This is a genomic window from Minwuia thermotolerans (genome assembly GCF_002924445.1).
GTDB classification, from domain to species: Bacteria; Pseudomonadota; Alphaproteobacteria; order Minwuiales; family Minwuiaceae; genus Minwuia; species Minwuia thermotolerans.
The window spans coordinates 103,829-129,030 of sequence record NZ_PIGG01000065.1 but is presented as its reverse complement, the minus strand read 5'-3'; the positions used below and the strand labels follow the sequence as shown (position 1 = coordinate 129,030).

29 protein-coding genes and 1 riboswitch are annotated in these 25,202 nt (G+C 67.0%); of the genes, 12 read left to right on the top strand and 17 right to left on the bottom strand.

Annotation, left to right across the window (positions count from 1 at the left end; all coding sequences use genetic code 11):
• Positions 1 to 50 precede the first annotated feature (50 nt).
• Both CWC60_RS18900 and CWC60_RS18895 read left to right on the top strand, forming a co-directional pair.
• A complete protein-coding gene (locus CWC60_RS18900) occupies positions 51 to 1,424 on the top strand; it encodes a cytochrome P450 (protein ID WP_109795473.1) in 1,374 nt (457 codons plus the stop codon).
• 107 nt (positions 1,425 to 1,531) lie between these two features.
• Positions 1,532 to 2,062, top strand: a complete 531-nt coding sequence (locus CWC60_RS18895) for an invasion associated locus B family protein (RefSeq protein ID WP_109795472.1) — start codon at positions 1,532 to 1,534, stop codon at positions 2,060 to 2,062.
• A gap of 12 nt (positions 2,063 to 2,074) precedes the next feature.
• Here CWC60_RS18895 and CWC60_RS18890 read toward each other — a convergent pair whose 3' ends face one another.
• Both CWC60_RS18890 and CWC60_RS23750 read right to left on the bottom strand, forming a co-directional pair.
• A complete protein-coding gene (locus CWC60_RS18890; protein ID WP_109795471.1) occupies positions 2,075 to 2,587 on the bottom strand; it encodes a GNAT family N-acetyltransferase in 513 nt (170 codons plus the stop codon).
• An 895-nt stretch (positions 2,588 to 3,482) separates the two neighbouring features.
• Positions 3,483 to 3,650: a hypothetical protein gene (locus CWC60_RS23750; protein ID WP_164516634.1), complete on the bottom strand. Its 168-nt coding sequence runs from the start codon at positions 3,648 to 3,650 to the stop codon at positions 3,483 to 3,485.
• A 235-nt stretch (positions 3,651 to 3,885) separates the two neighbouring features.
• Between CWC60_RS23750 and CWC60_RS18885 the strand changes: the two genes are divergently transcribed.
• A complete protein-coding gene (locus CWC60_RS18885; RefSeq protein ID WP_109795470.1) occupies positions 3,886 to 4,497 on the top strand; it encodes a flavin reductase family protein in 612 nt (203 codons plus the stop codon).
• A 165-nt stretch (positions 4,498 to 4,662) separates the two neighbouring features.
• On the opposite strand, the gene soxA is transcribed toward CWC60_RS18885, so the two are convergent.
• On the bottom strand, positions 4,663 to 5,367 hold the full coding sequence (gene soxA, locus CWC60_RS18880) for a sulfur oxidation c-type cytochrome SoxA (RefSeq protein ID WP_164516633.1): 705 nt from the start codon (positions 5,365 to 5,367) through the stop codon (positions 4,663 to 4,665).
• A 61-nt stretch (positions 5,368 to 5,428) separates the two neighbouring features.
• Between soxA and CWC60_RS18875 the strand changes: the two genes are divergently transcribed.
• The gene (locus CWC60_RS18875) at positions 5,429 to 5,809 is read left to right on the top strand and encodes a VOC family protein (protein WP_109795550.1); all 381 of its coding nucleotides are present in this window, start codon (positions 5,429 to 5,431) and stop codon (positions 5,807 to 5,809) included.
• 11 nt (positions 5,810 to 5,820) lie between these two features.
• Here the strand turns inward: CWC60_RS18875 and CWC60_RS18870 are convergent, their stop codons facing one another.
• The 4 genes from CWC60_RS18870 to eutB are packed head-to-tail and all read right to left on the bottom strand — an operon-like array spanning position 5,821 to position 9,940.
• The gene (locus CWC60_RS18870) at positions 5,821 to 6,579 is read right to left on the bottom strand and encodes a sulfite exporter TauE/SafE family protein (protein ID WP_206420038.1); all 759 of its coding nucleotides are present in this window, start codon (positions 6,577 to 6,579) and stop codon (positions 5,821 to 5,823) included.
• Positions 6,576 to 7,943, bottom strand: a complete 1,368-nt coding sequence (locus CWC60_RS18865) for an aspartate aminotransferase family protein (RefSeq protein ID WP_109795468.1) — start codon at positions 7,941 to 7,943, stop codon at positions 6,576 to 6,578. The genes CWC60_RS18870 and CWC60_RS18865 overlap by 4 nt, the downstream gene beginning before the upstream one ends.
• Positions 7,944 to 7,956: 13 nt before the next feature.
• On the bottom strand, positions 7,957 to 8,946 hold the full coding sequence (locus tag CWC60_RS18860) for a cyclodeaminase (RefSeq protein ID WP_109795548.1): 990 nt from the start codon (positions 8,944 to 8,946) through the stop codon (positions 7,957 to 7,959).
• Complete coding sequence (eutB, locus tag CWC60_RS18855) at positions 8,939 to 9,940, bottom strand: hydroxyectoine utilization dehydratase EutB (RefSeq protein ID WP_109795467.1); 1,002 nt, start codon at positions 9,938 to 9,940, stop codon at positions 8,939 to 8,941. Before eutB ends, CWC60_RS18860 begins: the two co-directional genes overlap by 8 nt.
• Before the next feature lie 93 nt (positions 9,941 to 10,033).
• Between eutB and CWC60_RS18850 the strand changes: the two genes are divergently transcribed.
• From CWC60_RS18850 to CWC60_RS18840, 3 genes are read left to right on the top strand one after another with little or no spacing between them, the layout of a single operon-like run.
• A complete protein-coding gene (locus CWC60_RS18850) occupies positions 10,034 to 11,227 on the top strand; it encodes a M24 family metallopeptidase (RefSeq protein WP_109795466.1) in 1,194 nt (397 codons plus the stop codon).
• Positions 11,224 to 12,384, top strand: a complete 1,161-nt coding sequence (gene argE, locus CWC60_RS18845; protein ID WP_109795465.1) for an acetylornithine deacetylase — start codon at positions 11,224 to 11,226, stop codon at positions 12,382 to 12,384. The genes CWC60_RS18850 and argE overlap by 4 nt, the downstream gene beginning before the upstream one ends.
• 43 nt (positions 12,385 to 12,427) lie before the next feature.
• Positions 12,428 to 12,838: a cupin domain-containing protein gene (locus CWC60_RS18840; protein WP_109795464.1), complete on the top strand. Its 411-nt coding sequence runs from the start codon at positions 12,428 to 12,430 to the stop codon at positions 12,836 to 12,838.
• An 18-nt stretch (positions 12,839 to 12,856) separates the two neighbouring features.
• Here CWC60_RS18840 and CWC60_RS18835 read toward each other — a convergent pair whose 3' ends face one another.
• Entirely contained in the window at positions 12,857 to 13,387 is a 531-nt protein-coding gene (locus tag CWC60_RS18835) for a PAS domain-containing protein (protein ID WP_109795463.1), read from the bottom strand.
• Between the two features lie 292 nt (positions 13,388 to 13,679).
• A riboswitch (guanidine-I (ykkC/yxkD leader) is annotated at positions 13,680 to 13,792 on the top strand.
• Positions 13,793 to 13,880: 88 nt separating this feature from the next.
• Between CWC60_RS18835 and CWC60_RS18830 the strand changes: the two genes are divergently transcribed.
• The 5 genes from CWC60_RS18830 to CWC60_RS18810 all read left to right on the top strand — a co-directional run bounded on the left by CWC60_RS18830 (position 13,881) and on the right by CWC60_RS18810 (position 18,285).
• Positions 13,881 to 14,945, top strand: coding sequence for a putative urea ABC transporter substrate-binding protein (locus tag CWC60_RS18830; protein WP_109795547.1), 1,065 nt, complete (start codon positions 13,881 to 13,883; stop codon positions 14,943 to 14,945).
• 70 nt (positions 14,946 to 15,015) lie between these two features.
• The gene (locus CWC60_RS18825) at positions 15,016 to 15,837 is read left to right on the top strand and encodes an ABC transporter permease (protein ID WP_109795462.1); all 822 of its coding nucleotides are present in this window, start codon (positions 15,016 to 15,018) and stop codon (positions 15,835 to 15,837) included.
• Positions 15,834 to 16,619 carry an ABC transporter ATP-binding protein gene (locus CWC60_RS18820; protein ID WP_109795461.1) on the top strand — a complete coding sequence of 262 codons (786 nt, stop codon included), beginning with the start codon at positions 15,834 to 15,836 and terminating at the stop codon, positions 16,617 to 16,619. The genes CWC60_RS18825 and CWC60_RS18820 overlap by 4 nt, the downstream gene beginning before the upstream one ends.
• A complete protein-coding gene (locus CWC60_RS18815) occupies positions 16,570 to 17,841 on the top strand; it encodes an agmatinase family protein (RefSeq protein WP_109795460.1) in 1,272 nt (423 codons plus the stop codon). Before CWC60_RS18820 ends, CWC60_RS18815 begins: the two co-directional genes overlap by 50 nt.
• 3 nt (positions 17,842 to 17,844) lie before the next feature.
• Positions 17,845 to 18,285 carry an ABC transporter permease gene (locus tag CWC60_RS18810; protein WP_109795459.1) on the top strand — a complete coding sequence of 147 codons (441 nt, stop codon included), beginning with the start codon at positions 17,845 to 17,847 and terminating at the stop codon, positions 18,283 to 18,285.
• Here CWC60_RS18810 and CWC60_RS18805 read toward each other — a convergent pair.
• The 9 genes from CWC60_RS18805 to urtE form a co-directional block, all read right to left on the bottom strand.
• Positions 18,282 to 19,265: a zinc-dependent alcohol dehydrogenase family protein gene (locus CWC60_RS18805; protein WP_420891173.1), complete on the bottom strand. Its 984-nt coding sequence runs from the start codon at positions 19,263 to 19,265 to the stop codon at positions 18,282 to 18,284. The genes CWC60_RS18810 and CWC60_RS18805 overlap by 4 nt on opposite strands.
• Positions 19,266 to 19,344: 79 nt before the next feature.
• Positions 19,345 to 19,989 carry an urease accessory protein UreG gene (gene ureG, locus CWC60_RS18800; protein WP_109795457.1) on the bottom strand — a complete coding sequence of 215 codons (645 nt, stop codon included), beginning with the start codon at positions 19,987 to 19,989 and terminating at the stop codon, positions 19,345 to 19,347.
• Positions 19,986 to 20,669 (bottom strand): urease accessory protein UreF, encoded by a 684-nt coding sequence (locus tag CWC60_RS18795; RefSeq protein ID WP_206420036.1) that lies wholly within the window; start codon positions 20,667 to 20,669, stop codon positions 19,986 to 19,988. Before CWC60_RS18795 ends, ureG begins: the two co-directional genes overlap by 4 nt.
• A 1-nt stretch (position 20,670) precedes the next feature.
• A complete protein-coding gene (locus CWC60_RS18790; protein WP_109795455.1) occupies positions 20,671 to 21,162 on the bottom strand; it encodes an urease accessory protein UreE in 492 nt (163 codons plus the stop codon).
• A 145-nt stretch (positions 21,163 to 21,307) separates the two neighbouring features.
• Positions 21,308 to 23,020: an urease subunit alpha gene (gene ureC / locus CWC60_RS18785; RefSeq protein WP_109795454.1), complete on the bottom strand. Its 1,713-nt coding sequence runs from the start codon at positions 23,018 to 23,020 to the stop codon at positions 21,308 to 21,310.
• Positions 23,020 to 23,328, bottom strand: a complete 309-nt coding sequence (locus tag CWC60_RS18780; RefSeq protein ID WP_109795453.1) for an urease subunit beta — start codon at positions 23,326 to 23,328, stop codon at positions 23,020 to 23,022. Before CWC60_RS18780 ends, ureC begins: the two co-directional genes overlap by 1 nt.
• A gap of 9 nt (positions 23,329 to 23,337) precedes the next feature.
• A complete protein-coding gene (locus tag CWC60_RS18775) occupies positions 23,338 to 23,640 on the bottom strand; it encodes an urease subunit gamma (protein WP_109795452.1) in 303 nt (100 codons plus the stop codon).
• A gap of 19 nt (positions 23,641 to 23,659) precedes the next feature.
• Positions 23,660 to 24,532: an urease accessory protein UreD gene (locus CWC60_RS18770; protein WP_109795451.1), complete on the bottom strand. Its 873-nt coding sequence runs from the start codon at positions 24,530 to 24,532 to the stop codon at positions 23,660 to 23,662.
• Complete coding sequence (gene urtE / locus CWC60_RS18765) at positions 24,507 to 25,202, bottom strand: urea ABC transporter ATP-binding subunit UrtE (RefSeq protein ID WP_109795450.1); 696 nt, start codon at positions 25,200 to 25,202, stop codon at positions 24,507 to 24,509. The genes CWC60_RS18770 and urtE overlap by 26 nt, the downstream gene beginning before the upstream one ends.

The following is a 25,202-nucleotide window of genomic DNA, read 5'->3' as shown; positions in this document are numbered from 1 at the left end:
TAGGGTTCACTTAGGAAATTCCGAGCCTCAGGAACTGTGGAGCAGCACCCATGGCCGTTGCCGAAAGCGTCGAGGAAAAGGACGGGGGCCACTACCGCGCCGGCGCGGAAGAGCTGGCGCACCTGCCCGGCAAGCCGAGCCGGATTCCGCTGAAGGGCACGATCGATTTCATCCGCGACCCGCTGGCCATGACGATGAAGGCCCATGCCGATTACGGCAACGTCTACAAGTCGCGCACATTCATGCAGTGGTCGGTCTCCATGCTCGGTCCCGACGCGCTGGAACTGGTGCTGATGGACCGGGACAAGAATTTCTCCTCCCGCGCCGGCTGGCACCACATGCTCAGCCGCCTGTTCTCCGACGGACTGATGCTGCGCGACTTCGACGATCACCGGGCGCACCGGCGGATCATGCAGGTCGCCTTCAAGCCCGCCCCGATGAAGGACTATCTGCTGCGCATGAACGGCGGCATTCGGGAGCGCCTTGACGCCTGGGAGCGCGCGCCGGAGTTCCTGTTCTACCCGCAGATCAAGCAGCTCACGCTGGATCTCGGCGCCAGCGTCTTCCTCGGCATCGACGCCGGACCCGAGGCGCGGCGGATCAACCAGGCCTTCGTCGACGAGGTCGCGGCCTCCATCGCCGTCGTCCGCAAGCCGGTGCCGGGTCTGAAGATGTACAAGGGCGTGAAGGCGCGGCAGTTCCTTTCCGAGCTGTTCGCGCGCCTGATCGAGGAACGCCGCGGCAGCGAGACCGAAGGCGACGACATGTTCAGCCAGCTCTGCCGCGCCGAGTCCGAGGACGGCCGCATGCTGACCGACCAGGAAATCATCGATCACATGAACTTCCTGCTGATGGCGGCCCACGACACGACCACCAGTTCGCTGACCACGATGATCTGGGCGCTTGCGGCGCATCCCGAATGGCAGGAGCGCATCCGCCGCGAGATCGCGGAGATCGGCGGCGCGGAACTGGGCTATGAGGATGTATCGCGAATGGACGTGGCCGAGCGCGCCTTCAAGGAAGCGCTGCGCATGATCCCCCCGGTGCCGTTCATCCCGCGCCGCGTGGTGCGCGAGTTCGAGTTCCAGGGGCAGCGCATCCCCGCCGGCGCGAACGTCTCGGTCAGCCCGGGCTATGTCCACATGATGCCGGAGCTCTGGACGGACCCGCAGAAGTTCGATCCCGACCGCTTCAGCCCCAACCGCGCCGAGGACAAGAACCACAAGTTCGCCTGGGCGCCGTTCGGCGGCGGCGCGCACAAGTGCCTGGGCATGCACTTCGCCTACATGCAGGTGAAGGCCTTCGCCTTCCAGCTGCTGCAGCGCTTCGAGGTCTCGATCGAGCCCGGCTACGAGCCGAAATGGGCGCGTATCCCGATCCCGAAGCCCCTGGACGGCCTGCCGGTGAAGCTGACCCGGCTGTAGGCCGGGCGGCCTCATGGACGGACGCGTTGCGCCCGTTTCATCCTGCCGGGGATTGCTCTAGGCTCCCCCGCCAATCGACCGGACACATCATGTAGTGGGAGCAGACGATGGCGATCGGTTCCAATGCGGTCCGCATGGGCGCAATGGCGCTGGCGGCCCTGGTCATGCTGGACGCGCCGAAGGCCGGCGCACAGAACCAGGCGCCACAGCCCCGGAGCGAAGTGGTCGGCACGCACGGCGACTGGGAGAAGCGCTGCATCGATCTGCAGGCGCAGGGCCAACGCTGCGCCCTGGTGCAGATGGGCGACAACCCGACGGCCCAGGTCCGCGCCGTGGCGACGCTGACCCGCGGCGGCGAGAACGGGGCCGAGACCGTCGCCCGCTTCGAGGTGCCGATCGGGGTCCATCTGCCGAGCGGTCTGCGGGTCCATATCGACGGTCAGGACTTCGGCGGCGTGCCGTACCAGTTCTGCCACCCCGACCGCTGCGCCGCGATCGCCATCCTGTCTGGCGAGCAGGAAGCCGCGCTGAAGGGCGGAAGCACGGCGACGATTACCTTCTTCGCCGATCCGGAGGTGCCGATCGAGGTGCCGATCTCGCTGATGGGCGTGACCGCCGGACTCCGTTCCCTCGAATAGGCCGAACGGGACTCAACCGGCGCTGCGTTGCCGCCGCCGCAGCGCCGCCATCGGCGTGACCTGCCCGCTTGCCGATCTGCCGGCTGCCGTGAGCGGCTTCATCTGCACCCTGGAATCCGGCTCGCCCTCGATCCACAAGCCCTGCCCCGAGGCCGGCGTGAAGCCGTATTGCAGATAGAGCCTGGGATCGCCGATCAGCACCACCAGGTCGATGCCCGCATCGGCGACCTTCTGCAGACTCTGGTTGACCAGCGCCCGGGCCGCGCCGCGGCCGCGATAGGACGGCGCCACGGCCAGCGGCCCCAGCAGCATGGCGTCGACGCCGCCGGCCCGGCAGGGCCAGTACTGGATCGCGCCGACCATCAGGTCGCCGTCCCAGGCGGCCATGCCGAAGCGTTCGTCCTCGTCGACGTGATCGCGGAAACGATAGGCGATCTTCTTCTCCCGCTCGGGGCCGAAGGAGACGTCGAGCAGGGCGGGGAGCGCCGCCCGTGCGACGGCATTCAACAGGGTGAACTGGAACATGGAGGAACTTTCGGATCGGCTGATGGGGACGATTTCAGGGCATCGCGTCCCGGGCGCCTCTGCCGCCCCGGACACGTCAGACCTGTCGTCGTCGTGCGATCCGAACTCTCATCATGGATTCCCAGATAAGCGATACGCGCCGGCACCGCAAAGGAAATCGTGCCGCGCGCTGACCGGCGGACGGGCAGGCGCCTCGGGGGCCGGCAGGCGCGGGCCCTGCGATTCCCATTCGCCGGCCTCGTAGATCTCGGCGAAAATCCCGCTCTTTCAGTCGACTGCTGGAAAGTTCAAAAAAACCCAAATCACTCATGGCCACCCACAGCACGCGATGTCAAAATGCTCCCGAAGAAGAACCTTTTCATCGCAACAAACAGATGCGTAGAACAAGTTTCTTCCGATCTCAAAAAATACAACCTCTCTCGAAGAACGAAAAAATAGCAATACTGAATTTTCCTATTATTAAATATAGACCACTTTTTCATTTGAATCAAGAGACTATGTTCTGATATATTACTTAATATATCCGGACAGTGATATTTGCAATATTGAATAATTTGTATATCCGCGAAATCTGATTCATATTCAGATGAAGATATCCCACCCTCTTCACTAATATTATCCCATTTTCCCCAGTTTAAATACAGTTTATGTTTCCCAAAATCAAAAGCGTTTACAAGTATTTTTGTCTCCGATCTCGCACAAATATAGAAATTATGATCATTTTTTGCTATTTTTGCGAGATGTTCAAAGAATTCTTTCTGATTTATACAGATTTTTTTATATACATTTTCATCACCTCTCTCTTGGCAAATAACCGTAGTGGATATCAGAAAAACTAGGGCGCTTATCGTAGAGAATATTGCCAAGGTCAGCCAGCGATACTTTGCATGAGTTCTTACCATTCCACCACTCCCGGGTCCTGGGCGGCGGGAACGGGCTGGAGGGATTTGACCTTCCGGTCGCGCTTGAGCGTCGCCAACACCTCATTGCGGCCGCCGAAGGACACCACCGCGTAGACCAGCCAGAGCTTTTCCTCGCCGCCCGACGCCGCGTTCCCGCTCATGCCATTCCCCTGCACCGAATGATTGCAGAAGTATGAGCCGATGGTGATCGCGGTTTCAAGTCAGGCCAGGACTTTCCGGCACTTTGCCCAGATGCCGGCAGGTCGCCGCCACGCAATGGCGCAATGGCGGCGTGTCCCGGGATTCGATGCCCCCCCCTCGCCGCCTTCGGCGTTGATAGCCCGCTTCGGTCGCACTAGCTTTGAGCGCCGCAGGGAAGATCAGGGGGAGACATTGATGTTCTATCGCGCCGAGCAGGACCACGGCCTGAAGCACAACCCGTTCAAGGCGCTCGTGTCGCCCCGGCCGATCGGCTGGATTTCCACGCGGGACCGGCAGGGCGGCTTCAACCTGGCGCCCTTCAGCTACTTCAACGCCATCACCGACTACCCGCCGACGGTTGTCTTCGGCTGCAACGGCCCGCATCCGGAAGGCGACACCAAGGACACCGCGGCCAACGCCCGCGACACCGGCGAGTTCGTGGTCAACATGGCCACCTGGGAACTGCGCGAACAGATGAACAGGAGCTCCGCCCACGTGCCGCGCAATGTGGACGAGTTCAAGGAAGCGGGGCTCACTGCCGCCGACTGCGAATTGGTCTCGGCGCCGCGGGTCAAGGAAAGCCCGGTCAACCTGGAATGCCGGCTGGTGCAGGTCATCCAGCTCCGCTCCAGCAATCCGAAGATCACCAACAACATGGTCGTCGGCGAGGTGATCGGCATCCACATCGACGAGCGGATCATCAAGGACGGCATGATCGACATGCCGACCTACCGCCCGATCGCCCGGCTCGGCTACATGGACTACACCGTGGTCGAGAAGGTCTTCACCATGGACCGGCCGGACTAGGGGACGTCCCCTTCGGGGTCAATCAGGTCAGAATACTCTGGTGTCATGCCCGCCCCCGTGCGGGCATCCGGGCAGAATATCGACTTGTGGCGAAGCCGCACCGGACCCCCGCACAAGGCGGGGGTAACGAGTTAGGCAGCGCGAACACAATTTGAAACCGGTCAGCTAACGCCTGACCGCCGGCGCCTCGACGGGCAGGCCGTTGCCGCGCCAGGCGAGGTAGAGCTCCAGCGCCAGGTAGGCCTCGGAACCGAGCGGCCGCGGCTCGGCGACGCGCTGGTCGTCGCAGAAGCGGAAGCGCCGGTGCGTCGAGCCCACACCGGACCAGCGCAGCAGATAGGCCGGATAGGCGTTGATCTGGCCCTGACTCAACTGCTCGCCGCGGACCCATTGTCCGGCGCGCTCGTCGTGGCACTGGAAGCAGGCCAGATTCATCTGCCCGCGCCGCTCGCGGTAGAGGGCCTTCCCCCGCTCGAAGAAGGGTTCCGCCGCGCCGTCCACGGCGACGTCGACCGGCCTGCCCGCCGACAGGCTGCGCAGGTAAAGCGCGAGCGACAGCATCGGCTCGGATTCGAGCGGAAGAGGATCTGCCTCCATACGCGCCTGCCGGCAGTCATTGATCTGGCGCTCCAGATTCACTACCCGTCCGTCCCGGACCACGGGATAGCGCGCGGCAACGCCTTCCAGATCAGCCGGCGAATGGCAGTCGGCGCAGGCCCTGTCCGCTGCGCCCGACTTCCGCGCGAAGATCGCCCGCCCCTTCTCCAGCCAGAACAGACCCGGATTGGCGAAGGGATCGGCCTGCATCTCGCGGACCGCAGGCGTCGCCCATTCCAGGCCGGACTTCGGCGGATCGGGCGGCTCCGCCATTGCCATCGGCGCGCCGGTGACCAAGATGCATCCGACCAGAAGGAAAAGACGGGGCCCTTTCATGAGCATAAGCATCGCAAGAATCGACCATGTTGTCCTGAATGTCACCGACATGGACCGGGCCATCGCCTTCTACCGCGAGGTTCTGGGCTGCGAGGTCGAACGCACGGTAGAGCGGATCGGTCTGGTGCAGATGCGCGCCGGCGCCTGCCTGATCGACCTGTTTCCGGCAAAGGCCCCGTCCGAGACGCCGAACATGGATCACTTCTGCGTCCGCGTTGAGCCGTGGAACGTGGACGAAATCATGGCGCACCTTGAGAAGCATGGCGTCGACAAGGGCGAGACGGTCACCCGCTACGGCGCCGAGGGCGACGGCCCGTCGATCTACATCCAGGACCCGGACGGCAACACGGTGGAACTGAAGGGCCCGCCTGTCGGCTGAAGACGATCAGATCACCCGAAGACGCCCGTGACGCCATCCCGGAGCAGCTTGAGCCCGACCAGGAAGACGAAGACGTAGCAGATCAGGTAGAAGGGCCTCTCGGGGATCCGGTGGTGGAGCCAGACCCCGGAGAGCATCGCCAGCGGGCAGATTGGCGCGAGCACCAGGGCGGTCATCAGGTTCTCTTCCGTCAGCAGCCCCAGATAGCCATAGGGCACCAGCTTGGCGTAATTCACCGCCATGAAGAACACGGTGGTGGTGCCGACGAAGACCGTCTTGTTCAGCTTCAGCGGCAGCAGATAGACCTGCAGCGGCGGACCGCCGGCATGGCCGATGAAGCTGGTGAACCCGGACACTGCGGACCAGAAGACGCCCCGCACCGGGTTCTCCGGCCGCGCCTCGTCGCGGCGGCGCCCGCCCAGCCAGTAGTTCAGCGAGAACAGCACCGCGATCGTGCCGATGATCAGGCGGATCATGTGCTCGTCCACCCACCCTGCCAGCGCCGTTCCGATGCCGATGCCGAGCAGCGCGCCGGGCGCCAGATAGAGCATCAGCTTCCGGCTCCAGTCGCGGCGGTAGCTCCAGACGCCGAAGATATCCATCAGACACAGGATCGGCAGCATGATCGCCACGGCCTGCAGCGGCGGCACGACAAGCGACAGGGTCGGCACCGCGACGATGCCGATCCCTGCGCCGAACCCGCCCTTGGAAATGCCGGTCAGCATCAGGACCGGCAGCGCCACCGCGTAGAAGACGGGGTCTTCGATCAAAGATGTCGCCCGATCGCCTCGACAGTTGCGGACACGATCTCGTCGGCCTCGGCCCGCGTCAGGCAGAGCGGCGGCGCAAAGCCGATGATGTCGCCCTGGGGCATGGCGCGGGCGACGACGCCGAGTTCGGCCATGGCGCCGACCACGGACGGGCCGACCTTCTTTGCCGGATCGAAGAACCTGCGGGCGCCCGGATCGTCCATCAGTTCGACCGCGGCCAGCATCCCCTCGCCGCGCACTTCGGCGACGTTGGAATGGTTCTTCATGGCGTCGGCAAGGGCCTTCCGGAAATAGCCGCCGACCTCGGCCGCGTTGTCGACCAGCCCAAGCTCGTCCACAAGCTTCAGGTTGGCGATTCCTGCGGCTGCTCCGATCGGATGCGCCGAATAGGTCCAGCCATGACCGATCGGGCCCAGTTCGTCGGTGCCCCGCATCAGTACATCGTAGACGTCCTTCGAGATGATCGATCCCGAAAGCGGCGCATAGGCCGAGGTCAGCCCCTTGGCGATGGTGATGATGTCAGGCGTGATGCCGTAGTGCGCGGAGCCGAACATGGAGCCGAGGCGGCCGAACCCGGTCACCACCTCGTCCGCGATCAGCAGGATGTCGTGCTTCTTCAGCACCGGCTGGATCGCCTCCCAGTAGCCTTCCGGCGGGGGCACGATTCCGCCCGTGCCGAGCACCGGTTCGCCGATGAAGGCGCCGACCGTCTCCGGTCCCTCGGCCTGGATCATCTCCTCCAGCTTCTCGGCGCACCAGGCAGAGAATTCCCGCTCGCTCATGCCCGCGTCGGGACGGCGGAGAAAATACGGCGCCTCGGTATGCAGGATCCGGTCGAGCGGCAGGTCGAACTTCTTGTGGAACAACTCCAGCCCGGTCAGGGAGCCGGTGATCAGCCCGGAGCCGTGATAGCCCCGCCAGCGGCTGATGATCTTCTTCTTCTCCGGCCGGCCGAGCACGTTGTTGTAGTACCAGACCAGCTTGACGTTGGTCTCGTTGGCGTCGGAACCGCCGAGGCCGAAATAGACCGACCGCATGTTCGCCGGCGCGCGTTCCACGATCATGTTGGCCAGCGTGATCGAGGCCTCGGTGCCGTGGCCGACATAGGCGTGGTAGTAGGCCAGTTCCTTCGCCTGGGCGGCGATGGCGTCAGTGATCTCGCTTCGGCCGTAGCCGACGTTCACGCAGTAGAGCCCGGCAAAGGCGTCGAGCAGGCGCTTGCCGTCGCGATCCTCGATGTAGACGCCCTTGCCGCCCGTCACGATGCGGTTCGGCGACTCGCCGCGGGCATGCTGGCCCAGATGGGTGGACGGATGGAAAAAGCTGTCGCGATCCCACTGGTCGAGCTGATCGTTTCTGAGCATGGCTACCTCGCTCTCAGGTGTTGATGACGGATCCCGCACCGGCCGCACGCGCGCGCTTGAGCGCATGGGTGGCGATGGCCGTGTCCTGCGCCCCCGTGCCTGTGAGATCCACGATGGTGACGTCCCGGCCGCTTTCGCGGCCCGTCGCGTCGCCGGCGATGACCGCCCCGAGTTCGGGCGGCGTCTTCCCGCCATCCATGCCGGCGGCGAGCACGGCCTGCCATTCGCCAGCAGTTCCACATTGGCTCAGCCGGTCGGCGACATAGAGATCGGCAGCGGCAATCGCCGTCGGATCGATCTCGTTCTTGCCGTCCTGGTCGGAGCCCATGGCGGTGATGTGCAGCCCCGGATGCAGCCAGTCGGGCCGCACCAGAGGCTCGCGGGAAGGGGTGGTGGTGACGACGAGTTCGCTTCCGCGCACCACTTCTTCGGGACTCGCCGCCGCTTCCGCCGCGACACCGAGAGCCGTTTCGAGATCGCCGGCGCAGGCCAGCGCCCGGTCGCGGTCCCGCGCCCAGACAAGCACCCGCTCGAAGGGCCGCACGAGATGCGCCGCCTGAAGCTGCAGCCGCGCCTGAACGCCGGCGCCGATGACGCCGGCGGTCGTCACCGTCTCCGGCGCCAGATGCCGCGCCGCGACGGCGCCTGCGGCGGCCGTCCTGATGTCGGTCAGATAGCCGTTGTCGAGCAGCAGTGCGTCGACCAGACCGGTCTTCGCGTTGAACAGGATCATCAGCCCGTTGAGGCTGGGCAGGCCAAGCTGCGGATTGTCGAAGAAGCCGGGCGAGACCTTGATCGCGAAGCCGTCAAAGCCGGGAATCCAGGCGGTCTTCACGTCGACTTCGCCGTTCACCATCGGAAGGTCCATCGACAGGATCGGCGGCATCACGACCTCGCCGCCGGCCAGGGCGCGGAAAGCGTCCTCGATCACGTCGACAAGCTCGAGTTCGAGGGCCACGACCCGGCGCAGCTCGGTTTCGGTCAGCACCGCAATCTCAGGCATGGCCGCCGCCTCCCACTTGGACATTCCCGAAGCTCAGTCTCTCGCCGGCGATCACGGCCGAGAACTGGCCCATGTCCACATTGCGCCCGGTGATCAGGAACGCCGCCGGACTCCCGAGATCCAGCTTGCCGGCCAGCAGCGCCGCGTGACCCACGGCCGAGGCGCCCTCCGCCACCAGGCGGTCGCGGGCATAGAGCGCACGCATGCCGTCATAGATCTCCTGCTCGCTCACCAGCACGATGTCGTCGATCAGAGCGCGGCAGAGCGCGAAGGTGAGCCGGTTGTCCAGGCCGATGCCGCCGCCCAGGCTGTCGGCCAGCGAGGGCACCTCCTCCACCTCGACCGGATGCCCGGCGCGGATGCTGTCGTGCATCGCTGCGCCGCGGTCCATGCTGACGCCGACGATCCGGATGTCCGGACGAATCGATTTCGCCGCCAGGGCGACGCCAGCCGCGAGCCCGCCGCCCGAGAGCGGTATCACGATGCAGGCGAGGTCCGGCCGCGCTTCCAGCAGCTCCAGCCCGATGGTGCCCTGCCCCGCCACCACCAGAGGGTCGTCGAACGGCGAGATCCCGATCATGCCCTCGTCGGCGATCAGCCGATCCGCCTCGCGCTGGGCCTCGTCCTGGCTGCGGCCGATGCGCCGCACTTCGGCGCCCAGTTCGGCGATCGCGGCCGCCTTTCCCTCAGGCACCAGATTCGACAGGCAGATGACCGCCCGGATGCCGAGGCGGCGCGCGGCGTAGGCCACGGCGCGGCCGTGGTTGCCCGTAGAGACCGAAACCACGCCGCTCTCGCACGCGGCGGCCACGTGCGCGGCGACCGCGTTGGCCGCGCCACGCAGCTTGAAGGCGCCGGTCGGCTGCAGGATCTCCAGTTTCAGCAGGATCTCCTCTCCGGCCGGCCCGGAGAGCGCGGACGCGACAAGCGGCGTCGCCACGGCGACACCCGACATGCGCTGTCGCGCGGCATAGATATCGCTCAGATTCAACACCGCGTTTTTCCCTTGGGCTGTCCACACGTCATTGACACGGCGCGCGCGTCAATTCAACGCTGGCCGCGCCAACCCTTACGAGCGAGAGACGACATGCCAGACGTGACCCTGCCCTTCGATCGTGCGGAGTATCACGACAGGCTCGCAAGGGTCAGGCGGGCGATGGACGATGCCGGACTGGACGTGCTGTTCACCTGCGATCCCTCCAACATGGCCTGGCTGACGGGCTATGACGGCTGGAGCTTCTACGTCCACCAGGGCGTCATCGTGGGGCCGGAAGGCGAGCCGGTGTTCTGGGGCCGACGCATGGACGCCATGGGCGCGATGCGCACCTGTTACATGGATGCGGCGAACATCGTCGGCTACTCGGACGACTACGTGATGTCGAGCGACTCGCACGCCATGGAGCACCTGGCGGAGACCATCAAGGCGCGCGGCTGGGACGGCCGCCGCATCGGCGTGGAGAAGGAGAACTACTACTATTCCGCCCGCGCCCATGAGGTGCTGGAACGCAATCTGGAAGGCGCGCTGGTCGACGCCACCCTGCTGGTGAACTGGCAGCGCGTGATCAAGTCGCCGACCGAAATCCGCTTCATGCGCCGCGCCGCGCGCATCGTGGAGAACATGCATCGCCATATCCTGGAGATCGTCGAGCCGGGCCGGCGGCGGAACGAGATCGCGGCCGCGATCTACCATACCGGCCTGTGGGGCTCCGAGGACGAGGACGGCCTGTTCGGCGGCGACTATGCGGCCATCGCGCCGCTGATGCCGACGGGCCGGGACGCGACGGCGGCGCATCTGACCTGGGACGACCGGCCATTCGAGGAGGGCGCGGCGACATTCTTCGAGATAGCCGGCTGTTACCGGCGCTATCATGCGCCGCTCTGCCGAACGATCTTCCTAGGCGAGCCGCCCGCCGACATGCGCTTCGCCGAGGAGGCAGTGATCGAGGGGATCGAGGCCGGCATTTCCGCCGCGCGGCCCGGCAACACCGCCGGCGACGTGGCCCGCGCCTTCTACGACGTACTGCAGAAGCGCGGCATCAAGCGCGAGGGCCGCTGCGGCTATCCCATCGGCCTCTCCTACCCGCCCGACTGGGGCGAGCGCACCTTCTCGATCAGGCCGAACGACCAGACGGAGTTGAAGCCCAACATGACCTTCCACCTGATGACGGCGCTGTGGATGGACGAATGGGGCCTGGAGATCACCGAGCCCCTCAGGGTGCGCAGCGAGGGGCCGGCGGAATGTCTGGCCAATTATCCCCGCCAGCTGTTCGTGAAACCATGACCGTTCTCGACCAGACCCGCGAGATCCTGGACCACCTGATCGGCTTCGCGACCGTTTCCGCCGACAGCAATCTGGAACTGATCGCCTATGCCAATGAGCGCCTGGACCGCATCGACGCCCGCACCCACCTGACGCTCAACGCCGAGGGCACCAAGGCGAACCTGTTCGCGACCATCGGCCCGGACGTCGACGGGGGCGTGGTCCTGTCGGGCCATACCGACGTGGTGCCGGTCGAGGATCAGGACTGGTCCAGCGACCCCTTCACCGCGCGATTCCAGGATGACCTGATCTATGGCCGCGGCGCCTGCGACATGAAGGGATTCATCGCCTGCGCGCTGGCGATGGCGGAAAGCTTCGCCGAAGCGGACCTCAAGCGTCCCCTGCATCTGGCGCTGACCTATGACGAGGAAGTCGGCTGCCTGGGCGCGCGGGTGATGCTGGAGGCGCTGAAGGACTCGGGCCGCCGTCCCGCGGCCTGCATCATCGGGGAACCGACCGGCATGCGGGTGATCGAGGGCCACAAGGGCTGCTGCGAGTACAGCACCAGCTTCGACGGGCTGGAGGGTCACGGCTCCCGGCCCGAACTCGGCGTCAACGCCGCCGAGTACGCCGTGCGCTACGCGGCGGAACTGATCGCCGCCGCCGAAGACCTGAAACAGCGGGTTCCCGCCGAGAGCCGCTTCGAACCGCCCTGGTCGACCATCTCGCTGGGCCGGATCCATGGCGGCATCGCCCACAATGTCATTCCCAATCATTGTACGGTGGACTGGGAATTCCGGCCGGTGAACCGCGCCGACGCCGACTATGTCCGTGAACGCATGCGCCGCTATGCCGACGATGTGCTGCTGCCACGAATGCAGGCCATCCACCCGGAGGCGGCGATCCATCATCGCGTCATCGGGGAGGTCGGCAGTCTGGAGCCCATGCCGGGCTCGGAGGCCCTGGCGCTGGCGCGCGCGCTGACCGGCGGAAACTCGTCGGACGTCGTCTCCTTCAACACGGAGGCCGGTCTGTTCCAGGAACTCGGTATACCGACCGTCGTCTGCGGCCCCGGTTTCATCGACCAGGCCCACAAGCCCGACGAGTTCGTCAGCCTGGACCAGCTCTCCCAGTGTCTCGACATGATCGCAGGGCTGAAGGTGCGGCTGGCGGCCTGACCGGGAATTCCCTACACTTCCGGGAAAGCTCTGGGAGGATGCCATGAACGATCAGTCCAACGCGCCGAAGTTCGGCAAGGCGGTGCACGCCACGCCGGAGAGCGCGCCCGAGGTTCCGGGCCGCCGGGCCTTCTTCAGCTACCGCGATCTGGGCGTGACGGAAGCGACGGGCGGCAAGATGCGCGCGCAACTCACCACCGCCGACAAGGGCATGACCGAGTCCACGGGCTGGCACTATCACGAGTGCGAGGCCCAGTTCGTCTATTGCACCAGCGGCTGGGTCGATCTGGAGTTCGAGACCGGCGAGTCCGTCCGGGTCCAGGCCGGCGAGTCGATCTTCATCCCGGGCGGGCTGAAGCACAACGAGTTGCGGACCTCCGACGACTTCCAGATCCTGGAGGTCTCGGTGCCGGCCGACATGGGCACCGTGCCCTGCGAGGATCCGCGGGGCTGAGGCCTGTCGGGCGGGGATCTATTTCCGCCAGACGAGAATCAGTTCCACGTCTCGCGACCGGCCGGCCAGCCGTTGGTCGCCGGCCAGCACGTCGAGTCCGCTCAGGACGATACCGGCCCTGTCGGCGTTGAGGCCCCAGGCGAAGGGAAGGAAGATGTGCTCCGCCGTGACCCACTCCTTCTCGGCGAAGTGGACGCTGCCCAGCGTGGCCAGCGGCACGGCCTTTTCCGCGCATCGCCGGAAGGTCCAGATCATCGCCTCCAGCCGGTCGCCATAGAGCGCCGCGTCCAGCGTCCGGCCCGTGGCGTCCCGGCCGGCCAGTTCGGTGATGAAGGTGCCGACCAGACGATAGCGGATTACGGGTGGATCGCCGACGACCTCGACAACCACCAGATAGGGCAGCAGCCGGGGCACGGCCACCGGATCGAAGGCGTCCCAGGAAGGCAGGCCCGGCCCCTCGCCGCGAAGCGTCAGCCAGTGGTCACGAAGCGCGCGGTTCACATCGCTGAGCAATGGCTGGCCGGTCTCCGGATGCAGTGGATCGCTCATCGTACCTCGAATTGTCGTTCGTCAGGGGGGAGCGCCGACCGCAAACCCGAAGCGGCGCGGCTCTGATGCCAATTCGTAACGACCGGCGCAAGAGTCGGGACGCACATGGCGGCAATGTGGCGGCACTGCCCGCAATTTGACCAACGACCGTCTGTGCGCCGCGAAATTGGGCACCGGAAATCCGCCTGAGCGGCCGGCGAAGCGGACCATTCGCGGAAGTGTCTGAATTTCCGGGCCGAATTGGCCTGGGCTCCCCCGTCACCGCTCTGGCACGGCGATTGCCAATGGAACCGCAATGGGCGGCTAGGGTTCCGGTCCGCGCGTCGCCGCGGGCGACTGGTCCGAGAGCCGCCATCCCGGCCGCGCACAGGCCGGGACACACGGCGGGCCAAAATCCCGGGAGGTTTCAATCGGCGGCTTGTGGTCGGCCGGGAGCCTCTTTCTCCTCGCCGCGCAGGCCGGCCGGCACAGGCGCAGCGAGGAGAACGAACGCATGAAACGCATCATCGCAACCATCGCCGCGACGGCGGTCATCGCCATCGGGCTGGGCGGACCGGCGCAGGCGGAGAAGAAGGACAGCTTCCGCGTCGCCTGGTCGATCTATGTCGGCTGGATGCCGTGGGGGTACATGGAAGACTCCGGCATCATGGACAAATGGGCCGCCAGATACGGCATCGACGTCGAGATCGTGCAGATCAACGACTATATAGAGAGCATCAACCAGTACTCCGCCGGCGCCTTCGACGGGGTCAGCGCGACCAACATGGATACGCTGTCCATTCCCGCCGGCGGCGGCGTCGATACGACGGCGCTGATCGTGGGCGACTTCTCCAACGGCAACGACGCCGTGCTGGTGAAGGGCGATCGCGCCTTCGCGGATCTGAAGGGCGAGCAGGTCAACCTGGTGGAGCTCTCCGTCTCCCACTACCTGCTGGCGCGCGGCCTGGAGAGCGCCGGCATGTCGGAAGCGGACATCGGCATCGTCAACACCTCTGACGCCGACATGGTCGCGGCCTTCGCAACGCCCGGCGTCACCGCCGCGGTGACCTGGAACCCGCTGGTCTTCACCATCATGGAAATGCCGGGCGTCTCCAAGATATACGACAGTGCGGACATCCCCGGCGAGATCATCGACCTGATGGTCGTCAACACCGAGACGCTGGCCGACAACCCGGACTTCGGCAAGGCGCTGGCCGGCGCCTGGTACGAGACCATGAGCCTGATGGCCGCCGACACCGAAGCGGGCAAGGCCGCGCGAACGGCCATGGCGGAGGCGTCCGGCACCGACCTCGCCGGCTATGACGCCCAGCTCGCGACCACGAAGATGTTCTACGATCCGGCGGACGCGGTCGCCTTCACCGAGGACCCGAAGCTGCTCCAGACCATGGATTTCGTGCGCAACTTCCTGTTCGACCACGGCATCCTGGGCGAGGGCGCGCGCTCGGTCGACGACATCGGCATGGCCTTTCCCGGCGGCGCCACGCTCGGCGATACCAACAACATCAAGTTCCGCTTCGATCCGGCCTACATGGTGATGGCCGCCGAAGGGAAGCTGTGACGAACCGCGCGAAGCCTTTTCGAGCCGCCATGCCGGCCGGCCCGACCTTCCCCGGCATGGCGGTTCCGAAGTGCGCTGGATAAACCGCCGCCCCGTCAGGTCGGTCGCGGTGCTGCTCGCCGCCCTGCCCTTCGCGCTCACCCTGCTGGCCTATGTGGTCGGCTCGGAGGTCCGCCGGGCGGAGAACCCGAACGACAAGCTGCTGCCGGCGCCGGCGGAGGTGATCGAGCGCGCCGCCGAACTCGCCACCGAACCGGACCGCCGCAGCGGCGACGTCCTGCTCTGGCGGGACACGGCGGCCAGCCTGCAGCGCCTGGCGGTCGGCGTCGCCATAGCCGCCTCGCTCGGCCTCGGCTTCGGCCTCGCGATCGGTCTGTTCCCGGCGGGCCGCTCCACCCTGGCCTCCTACGTCGCCTTTCTGTCCCTGATACCGCCGCTGGCGCTGCTGCCGATCCTGTTCATCGTCTTCGGCCTGGGCGAGGTCTCGAAAGTCGTGCTGATCGCCGTCGGCATCACCCCCTTCATCATCCGCGACCTGAGTCAGCGCGTGCTGGAGATTCCGACGGAACAACTCGTCAAGGCGCAGACGCTGGGCGGCTCGTCGTGGCAGATCCTGCTGCGCGTCGCCCTGCCCCAGGTGGCGCCCCGGCTGGTGCAGGCGGTCCGGCTCTCGCTGGGGCCGGCCTGGCTCTTCCTGATCGCGGCCGAGGCGATCGCCGCGCAGGACGGCCTCGGCTACCGCATCTTCCTGGTCCGCCGCTATCTCGCGATGGACGTGATCCTGCCCTATGTCTGCTGGATCACGTTTCTCGCCTTCGCCATCGACTGGTCGCTGCGCCGGTTCTCCCGGCGCGCCTTCGGCTGGGCCCATACGGAGGGAGAGAGCCTGTGAGCGCGGTCTCCGTCCGCCGGGTCTTCAAGACCTATGGCCACACACCGATTCTGGAGAACGTCGACCTGGACATCGACGAGGGGCAGTTCTGCGCCATCGTCGGCGCCTCGGGCTGCGGCAAATCCACCTTCCTGCGCATGTTGCTGGCCCAGGAGATGCCGAGCGCCGGCGAGATCCGCATCGACGGACAGCCGCCCGCGCGCGAACCCGGCCCCGACCGCGGCGTCGTCTTCCAGCGCTATTCCGTCTTCCCGCATCTGAGCGTGCGCCGGAACCTGCTGCTGCCGATGGAGTTCGGCGGGAGCCGCCTGCTCGGCCGGCTGTTCGGTCCCCGCCGGCAGGAACTGGAGCGCGAGGCCGACCGGGTGCTGGAGCGTATCGGGCTGGCACACATGGCCGACGCCTGGCCCAGCCAGCTCTCCGGCGGCATGCAGCAGCGTCTCGCCATCGCCCAGGCGCTGGCGCTGAAGCCGAAGGTGCTGCTCCTCGACGAGCCCTTCGGCGCGCTGGACCCGGGCACCCGCAAGTCGATGCACGAATTCCTGCTCGATCTCTGGCGGGAAACCGGCATGACCATCTTCATGGTCAGCCATGACCTGTCCGAGGCTTTCACCCTGGCCAACAGGGTGCTGGTCTTCGACAAGCGCCGCTGGGACCCCCATGATCCGACCGCCTTCGGCGCCACCGTGACCTACGATTTCAAACTGACCGAGAAAGACTGGGAGAAACCCGATGTTCCTGCCTTTGGACCGCCGGACGCGCCGCAACCGGCCGCCGGCTGACGCCGCGACCCGGGAAAGCCGCCGCCGCCACCACCCCGACCTCTCCAAGCTGAGGGGCTGGAAGTCCATGCAGGCCGAGGCCGGCATTCCGGGCGACGAATGGGACAAGGAACGCCGCTGGGCGCTGCGCATGGGGCTCACTGGCGCGGATTCGATCGAGGACAAGTCGATCCCGACCTTCGCCCGCGGGGAACTGCCCCACTACGCCGGCATCAACACCTTCCTGAAGGCGCCCTACACCGAGGACGTGACCGAGGTCGGGAACTACGACGCGACCGTGCTCGGCGCCCCCTTCGACGGCGGCACCACCTACCGCCCCGGCACGCGCTTCGGGCCGCAGGGCATCCGCAAGATCTCGGCGCTGTACACCCCCTACAACTACGAACTGGCCGTCGACCTGCGCGAGCAGATGAGCCTCTGCGACGCCGGCGACATCTTCACCATTCCCGGCAATATCGAGAAGACCTTCGACCAGATCAGCCGCGCCTGCGCCCACGTCTTCTCCACCGGGTCGATGCCGATCATCCTGGGCGGCGACCATTCGATCGGCTTTCCCACCGTGCGCGGCATCGCCGAGTGCACGTCGAAGACCATCGGCATCGTCCACTTCGACCGCCATGCCGACATCCAGGAAAAGGACCTGGACGAACGCATGCATACCACGCCCTGGTTCCACGCCACCAACCTGCCCAACGTGCCGGCGAAGAACCTGGTCCAGGTCGGCATCGGCGGCTGGCAGGTGCCGCGCGAGGCCGTGGCCGTCGCCCGCGAGCGCGAGACCAACATCATCACCATGTCCGACGTGGAGAAGATGGGCATCGACAGGACCGCCGAAATGGCGCTGGAAATGGCCTGGGACGGCGCCGACATGGTCTATCTGTCCTTCGACATCGACTGCATCGACTGCGGCTTCGTGCCCGGCACCGGCTGGCCGGAACCCGGCGGCTTCCTGCCGCGCGAGGCGCTGGGGCTGGTTTCCCGCATCGCGGCAGAGGGGATCTGCGGCATGGAGATCGTGGAGGTCTCGCCGCCCTACGACACCTCCGACATCACCGCGCTGATGGCGACGCGGGTGATCGTCGACGCGCTGGGCTCCATGGTCGCCGCCGGCAAGCTGGGCGCGCACGGCGGCCTGATCGACAAGCCGGTCGAGTTTCCCATGGGCGACTACGATGCCGCCCGCGACGGTGCGCGGTGGACGACCAGCGCGCGGAAAGGCTGAGCCATGGCGCACGATCATCGCGGCCACGGCCATCACCACCATCACGGGCCCGGCCACAATCACGATCACGCCGCGCCGACCCACCTGCATTCCCACATGGAGGGTGAGGACCGGGCCGACGAGATCGCCATGCTGGCCGGGCAGTTCCTCGAGGGTTTCCGCGAAGCCTCCGACAAGGCCAGCTATCTGCGCCTCGCCGGGGTGCCCCTGGAAATCGGCAGCGAGAGCGGCGGCAAACCGCTCCGGCTGGTCGACGTAACCGTGGAATCGGCCTGGCAGGTCGGCGCGGCCTCGCCGGGCTTCGGCGGCGGCGATCTGGTCTACATGCCCTTTCCGGGGCAGATGATCCGGGAGCGGGTCAACTGTCGCCTGACCTATGTCTCGCTGACCGAGCGACGCGACGTCGACCTGCGCCGCTTCCTGGCGGAGAAGGTCCGGGATTAGGGAATGAGGACCGCCGCGCCGTTGATGCGGCCCTCGCGCAGGTCGTCCAGGGCCCGGTTGGCGTCCGCCAGCGGATACTCGGTGACGTGCGTCGCGATCGGCACTTCCGCCGCCAGACGCATGAATTCCTCTCCGTCGGCGCGGGTCAGGTTGGCGACCGAGCGCACCACCCGCTCGCCCCAGAGGATCCTGTAGGGAAAGGCCGGGATGTCGCTCATGTGGATGCCGGCGCAGACCACCGTGCCGCCCTTGCGCACCGCCCTGAGCGCCGCCGGCACCAGTGGCCCGACGGGCGCGAAGATGATCGCCGCGTCCAGCGGCTCGGCAGGGCTCTCGTCGGAACCCCCGGCCCAGGCGCAGCCGAGACTCCTGGCGAATTCCTGCGCCGCCGCGTCGCCTTCGCGGGTAAAGGCGTGCACCTCCACGCCCTTCGCGACCGCCACCTGGGCGATGATGTGGGCGGCGGCGCCGAAGCCGTACATGCCGAGCCGCTTGGCTTCCCGGACCATGGCCCAGGAACGGTAGCCGATCAGCCCGGCGCAGAGCAGCGGCGCGGCTTCGGCATCGCCGTAGCGGTCCGGCAGCGGGAACACGTAGCGAGCGTCGGCGACGCAGTATTCAGCATAGCCGCCCTGGATGGTGTAGCCGGTAAACCCCGGCGCGTCGCAGAGGTTCTCGAGACCCTCGCCGCAGTAGAAGCAGGTCCCGCAGCTATGGCCGAGCCATGGCACGCCGACACGGTCACCCTTTGCCAGATCCGACACACCGGAACCCAGCGCATCGACGGTTCCGACGATCTCGTGGCCGGGAATGACGCCCTGCGGCACGTCCGGCAGGTCCCCGTCCACGACATGCAGGTCCGTGCGGCAGACCCCGCAGGCGGCAATCTTCACCCGCACCTGACCTGGCCCGGGCTCGGGCAGCGGAACCCGGCTCGCGTCCAGAGCCGCACCGGTGCGTGGCAGCGTCATCGCAGTCATATCGGACATGGTATTCCCCGTCACGGTTCCTACCGGACCATCATCTGCCCCAGTGCACGCGAATCAAGCGACGTGTCGCTCAGCCGGCGAGGCGGTCGGACTCCGCGGCGCCGAGACCGCCGCGGCTGACGACGAAGTCGCGGATCGCCTCGACGCCCTCGCCGAAGCGGATGCGGGCGAAGACGAAGGGCCGTTCGCCGCGCTGCGCCTTCGCGTCCCTGTCCATGCGCCCGAGATCGGCGCCCACCAGCTCGGCCAGATCGGTCTTGTTGATGATCAGCATGTCGGAGCGGGTGATGCCCGGCCCGCCCTTGGCCGGGATCTTGTCGCCCGCCGAGACGTCGATGACATAGAGCGTGATGTCGGCAAGCTCCGGGCTGAAGGTCGCCGCCAGGTTGTCGCCGCCCGACTCGATCAGGATGACGTCCAGATCGGGAAACCGCTCCGTCATTTCGGCCACGGCGGCGAGGTTGATGGAGGCGTCCTCGCGGATCGCCGTGTGCGGGCAGCCGCCGGTCTCGACGCCCATGATCCGCTCGGGCGGCAGGGCGCCGGTGCGGGTCAGGATCTCGGCGTCCTCCTTCGTGTAGATGTCGTTGGTGATCGCGGCCACGGAGTAGTTCCGGGTCAGCGCCTTGGAGAGCTGCTCCATCAGGGCGGTCTTGCCGGAACCGACGGGACCGCCGATGCCGACGCGGAGAGGACCGTTGGGGGACTGGCTCATGAGCGGAACAACCTCGTTCTCTGGGTTTCGTGCTGCATGGATTTCAGGTCCGCGACGAAACCGGCGCTGGCGACGCTGGCGAGCGGCGTGGCCAGCGCGGCTCCCGCGACCTTCGGCAGAAGCGGCTCCACGGCGCGCGTCAGGCGCAGGCCGTCGGTCTGGCCCAGCGGCACCAGGCGCACCACCGCCGAGATCAGATTGCCGGCATAGGCATGCAGATAGGCCACCGCCGCCTCGGTCAGAGGCAGTTCATGGCCTGCCGCGGTGACGCCGACGGCCACGGGATAGGCCACGGGCCCGTCATGGACGCGCGCCAGCATTTCCAGCGCCGGCGTCGGCCAGGCGGCATCCACCGCCTTGAGGAAGGCGCGCCCCTGGGACTCGGTCTCCAGCGCCAGCTCCGAGGTGGCCGAGAGCGCCGCGGCGGTCTCCGCGGTTTCCGCCAGCAGCGACTCGTCGCCGTTCGTCACCGCCCGCCAGGCGTGGGCCAGCAGCGTGGCGTCGGTTCGTCCCGCGCCTCGCGTGACAAGATCGACGATCCACTCCTCCGCGCTCCGGCGGTCGCGGATCAGATTGTCCTCGACGGCGGCCTCCAGCCCGTGGCTGTAGGTATAGGCCCCGACGGGAAAAGCCGGGGAAAGCCAGCTCATCAGGCGAAGCAGGTTGATATCGGACGGCATCTCAATGACCTCCATGACTGGAACGCGGGGCATGGCCATGATCGTGCGCGTGGACTGGGCCGTGGCCATAGGCCCCGCCCTCGGGTTCGAACGGCGCGGTGACATGCGCCACCTCGCCGCCAAGCCCTTCTACCATCGCCTCGATGACATGATCGTGGCGGATGCGCAGCTTTTCCCCCTTCAGTTCCGTCGGCAGGTGGCGGTTGCCCAGATGCCAGGCGATGCGGACCAGGTGCGCCGCGTCGCGGGCCGTGATCTCGGCCAGGCGCTCCGGCGCGGCGGCGACCGCGACGATGCGACCGTCCGTGAGCCGGAGCCCGTCGCCCTCCTTCAGGGCCGGCACCTCGGCGAGATCGAGCAGAAAGGCCAGCCCTCCCTCGCCAGCGATCGACAGCCGCCGGCGCCGCCGGTCCTCCAGATCGAGGACGACGCGGTCCGCGGCAGCGGCCGGCTCGAACGATCCGGCAGGAATGGTCTCGTGGCATTTCAGCATGGCTTCGCTCCGGGACGGCGCCCCGGGCGAAAACCCGGGGCCCATGCCTGAGAACTGCAGCCTTTCCCATGCCCCCGGAAACGCTCCGGTATGGGTCCTCGGATCAAGTCCGGGGACGCCCCCGTACTGAATGCGGCACCCCCCATCAGAACAGGAAGTACCGCTGGGCCATGGCGAGCTCGGCGGCGGGCTCGCAGGTCAGCAGCTCCCCGTTGGCGCGGACCTCGTAGGTCTCCGGATGGACGTCGATCTCCGGCGTCATGTCGTTGAGCACCATCGATTTCTTGCCGATTCCGCCGCGCACGTTCTCTACCGCCAGCACGCGCTTGGCCAGCCCCAGGCTCCCGCCGATGCCGGCGTCCAGCGCCGCCTTCGAGACGAATGTCACCGAGGATTCGGTCAGCGAACGGCCGTAGGACCCGAACATCGGGCGGTAGTGCACCGGCTGCGGCGTCGGGATGGAGGCGTTGGGGTCGCCCATCTGCGCCGCGGCGATGGTGCCGGACTTCAGGATGAGGTCCGGCTTGACGCCGAAGAAGGCCGGCGACCAGAGCACCAGGTCGGCCAGCTTGCCCGGCTCGACCGAGCCGATATGGGCCGACATGCCGTGCGCGACCGCCGGGTTGATCGTGTACTTCGCGATGTAGCGGCGGACGCGGAAATTGTCGTTGTCGCCCCGCTCCTCGGGCAACGGCCCGCGCTGGCGCTTCATCTTGTCGGCGGTCTGCCAGGTGCGGATGATGACCTCGCCGACCCGGCCCATGGCCTGGCTGTCGGAGGCGATGATCGAGAACGCGCCCATGTCGTGCAGGATATCTTCGGCGGCGATGGTCTCGCGGCGGATGCGGCTTTCGGCGAAAGCCACGTCCTCGGGGATGTTCGGGTCCAGATGATGGCAGACCATCAGCATGTCGAGATGCTCGTCGATGGTGTTCACTGTGAAGGGCCGCGTCGGGTTGGTCGACGAGGGGATGACATTGGCCTCGCCGCAGACCTTGATGATGTCCGGCGCATGACCGCCGCCCGCGCCTTCGGTGTGGAAGGCGTGGATGGTGCGGCCCTTGAAGGCGGCGACCGTGTTCTCGACGAAGCCGGACTCGTTGAGCGTGTCGGTGTGGATCATCACCTGCACGTCCATCTCGTCGGCGACCGAGAGACAGCAGTCGATGGCCGCGGGCGTCGTGCCCCAGTCCTCGTGCAGCTTCAGCGACGAGGCGCCGGCCAGCACCATCTCCTGCAGGGCCTTCGGCGTGGACGCGTTGCCCTTGCCGGAAAGCGCAAGGTTCATGGGGAAGGCATCGAAGGCCTGCAGCATGCGCCCGATGTGCCAGGCGCCGGGCGTGCAGGTCGTGGCGTTGGTGCCGGTCGCGGGACCGGTGCCGCCGCCCAGCATGGTGGTCACGCCGCTCATCAGCGCCTCCTCGATCTGCTGGGGACAGATGAAGTGGATGTGCGCATCGAAGCCGCCGGCGGTGAGGATCTTCCCCTCGCCGGCGATGGCCTCCGTGCCCGGGCCGATGACGATGTCGACGCCGGGCTGGGTGTCCGGGTTGCCGGCCTTGCCGATGCCGGCGATGCGGCCGTCGCGGATGCCCACATCGGCCTTGATGATGCCGGTGTGGTCGATGATCAGAGCGTTGGTGATCACGGTATCGACGGCGCCATCGGCGCGGCTGACCTGGGACTGGCCCATGCCGTCGCGGATCACCTTGCCGCCGCCGAACTTCACCTCCTCTCCGTAGATCGTGCGGTCTTCCTCGACCTCCACGATCAGCTGCGTGTCGGCCAGGCGCACCCTGTCGCCGACCGTGGGGCCGAACATGTCGGCATAGGCTTCGCGTCCGATGCGATAGGCCATCAGTCCAGCCCTCCCATGATCTTCTGGTTGAAGCCGTAGACGAAGCGCCTGCCGCCGTAAGGCACCAGCGTCACGTCACGGCTCTGACCCGGCTCGAAGCGCACGGCCGAACCCGCCGGGATGTCGAGGCGCATGCCGCGCGCCTTGTCGCGGTCGAAGTCCAGCGCCGGATTGGTTTCGTGGAAATGGTAGTGGCTGCCGACCTGGACCGGCCGATCCCCGGTATTGGCGACGGTGATGGTGACCGTTTCGGCGCCGGCGTTGAGCTCGATCTCGCCCGGCTTGATGAAGTATTCGCCCGGAATCATGTGGTTCTCCTAGCGGATCGGCTGGTGGACGGTGACCAGCTTGGTCCCGTCGGGGAAGGTCGCCTCGACCTGGACGTCGTGGATCATCTCGGCCACCCCGTCCATGACCTGGTCGCGGCCGATCACCTTCGCGCCCTCGCTCATCAGATCGGCGACGGGCCGGCCGTCGCGCGCGCCCTCGACCACGAAGTCGGTGATCAGCGCGATCGCCTCCGGATGGTTGAGCCTGACGCCGCGCTCCAGCCGCCGTCTGGCCACGACGGCCGCCATGGCGACCAGCAGCTTGTCCTTCTCCCTGGGCGTGAGATTCATGCCCGTTCCCTCCCTCTCGTCATATTCTGAAGACCCGCGGCAGCCGCGCGGGCTGCCCCGTGACCACGCGGCGGAGCGCCGGTATCAGCGCCGCCAGCCGCAAACGCAGCGCATCGCCATCGGGCGCGGTCACACGGCCGACCACCAGCGGCCCCCGGCGGCTTGCGCCGCCGTCGGCGCCGACCCCTTCGCGGATGGCGGCGAGCACGGCGTCCGGCCCGCTCGCCTGTGCGATCACGGTGGCATAGGCGCCTGCGCCCGCGAGCACCGCCGGACGCGCGATCTGCGCGGCCAGATCGTCCTCCAGCCGGAACGCGTCCAGCCAGACCAGCCGCCCGCCGACCCGCACCGACCAACGGTCGGCGATCATGCCGGTGCGTATCGTCTCGCCCATGGCCTTGCGGCCGAGCACGACGCTCTCGACCGCCAGGAAGCGCGAGTGGGGATCCAGGTCGACCTCTGTCTCGCGGCGGAACCGGCCGGCATCGAACAGGATCGTCTCCTGCGGCAGCCACTCGGCCGCAGCCCCGGCGCCCGCGGTCAGGCGGTTGCGGATCAGCGCCGCGCCGCCGGAACTGCGGTAGATGCGCTCGGCCGCCTGGGTCGAGAAGCAGGCCTGCGCCCCTGCGCCCCATTCCACCGTGGTTTCCACATCGTCGCCGCCGGTCAGGCCGCCGGCGGTGTTGATCAGGATCGCCGTCAGCGGATCGCCGTCATAGGATCGCGGCAGGCGGGCCTTCATGCAGCCCTGCTGATGGAGATCGGCCAGCGCCGTCCGCGTGCCCACCCCCAGGAAGGCGATGCGGACGGCGCCGACCGATCGCGGCGGCCCCGGACTGCCTGCCTTCGAATTCGGGACCGCCGATTCAGACCGTGAGATGGCGGCGAACATCGTCCTCGTCCATCTCGTCGGCCTTGCCTGAAAGCACGATCTCGCCGCGGTCCATGACGTAGAACCGGTCAGCCAGATCGCGCGCGAAATCGAAATACTGCTCCACCAGAAGGATCGCCATGTCGCCCCGGTCGCGGAGCAGTTCGATGACCCGGCCGATGTCCTGGATGATCGACGGCTGGATGCCTTCGGTGGGTTCGTCGAGCAGCAGGACGCGCGGCCGCGTGACCAACGCCCTGGCGATGGCGAGCTGCTGCTGCTGGCCGCCGGAGAGGTCGCCGCCGCGCCGGCCCAGCATGTCCTTCAGTACCGGGAACAGTTCGAACAGGTCCTCCGGCACGTGACGCTCGGCGCGCGGCAGGCAGGCGTAACCCGTCTCGAGGTTCTCGCGCACCGTGAGCAGCGGGAAGATCTCGCGCCCCTGGGGCACGAACGCGATGCCGCGCCGCGCCCGCTCGAACGGCTTCATGGCGTTGACCGGGTTCCCGTCAAGACGGATCTCGCCCGAAGAGACCGGATGCTGCCCGACAATGGCGCGCAGCGTCGAGGTCTTGCCCACGCCGTTGCGGCCCATCAGACAGGTCACGGTGCCCGGCGCCACGTCCAGGGAGACGCCCCACAGCGCCTGCGAGGCGCCATAGGAGAGGTTGATATCGGAAACGTTCAGCAT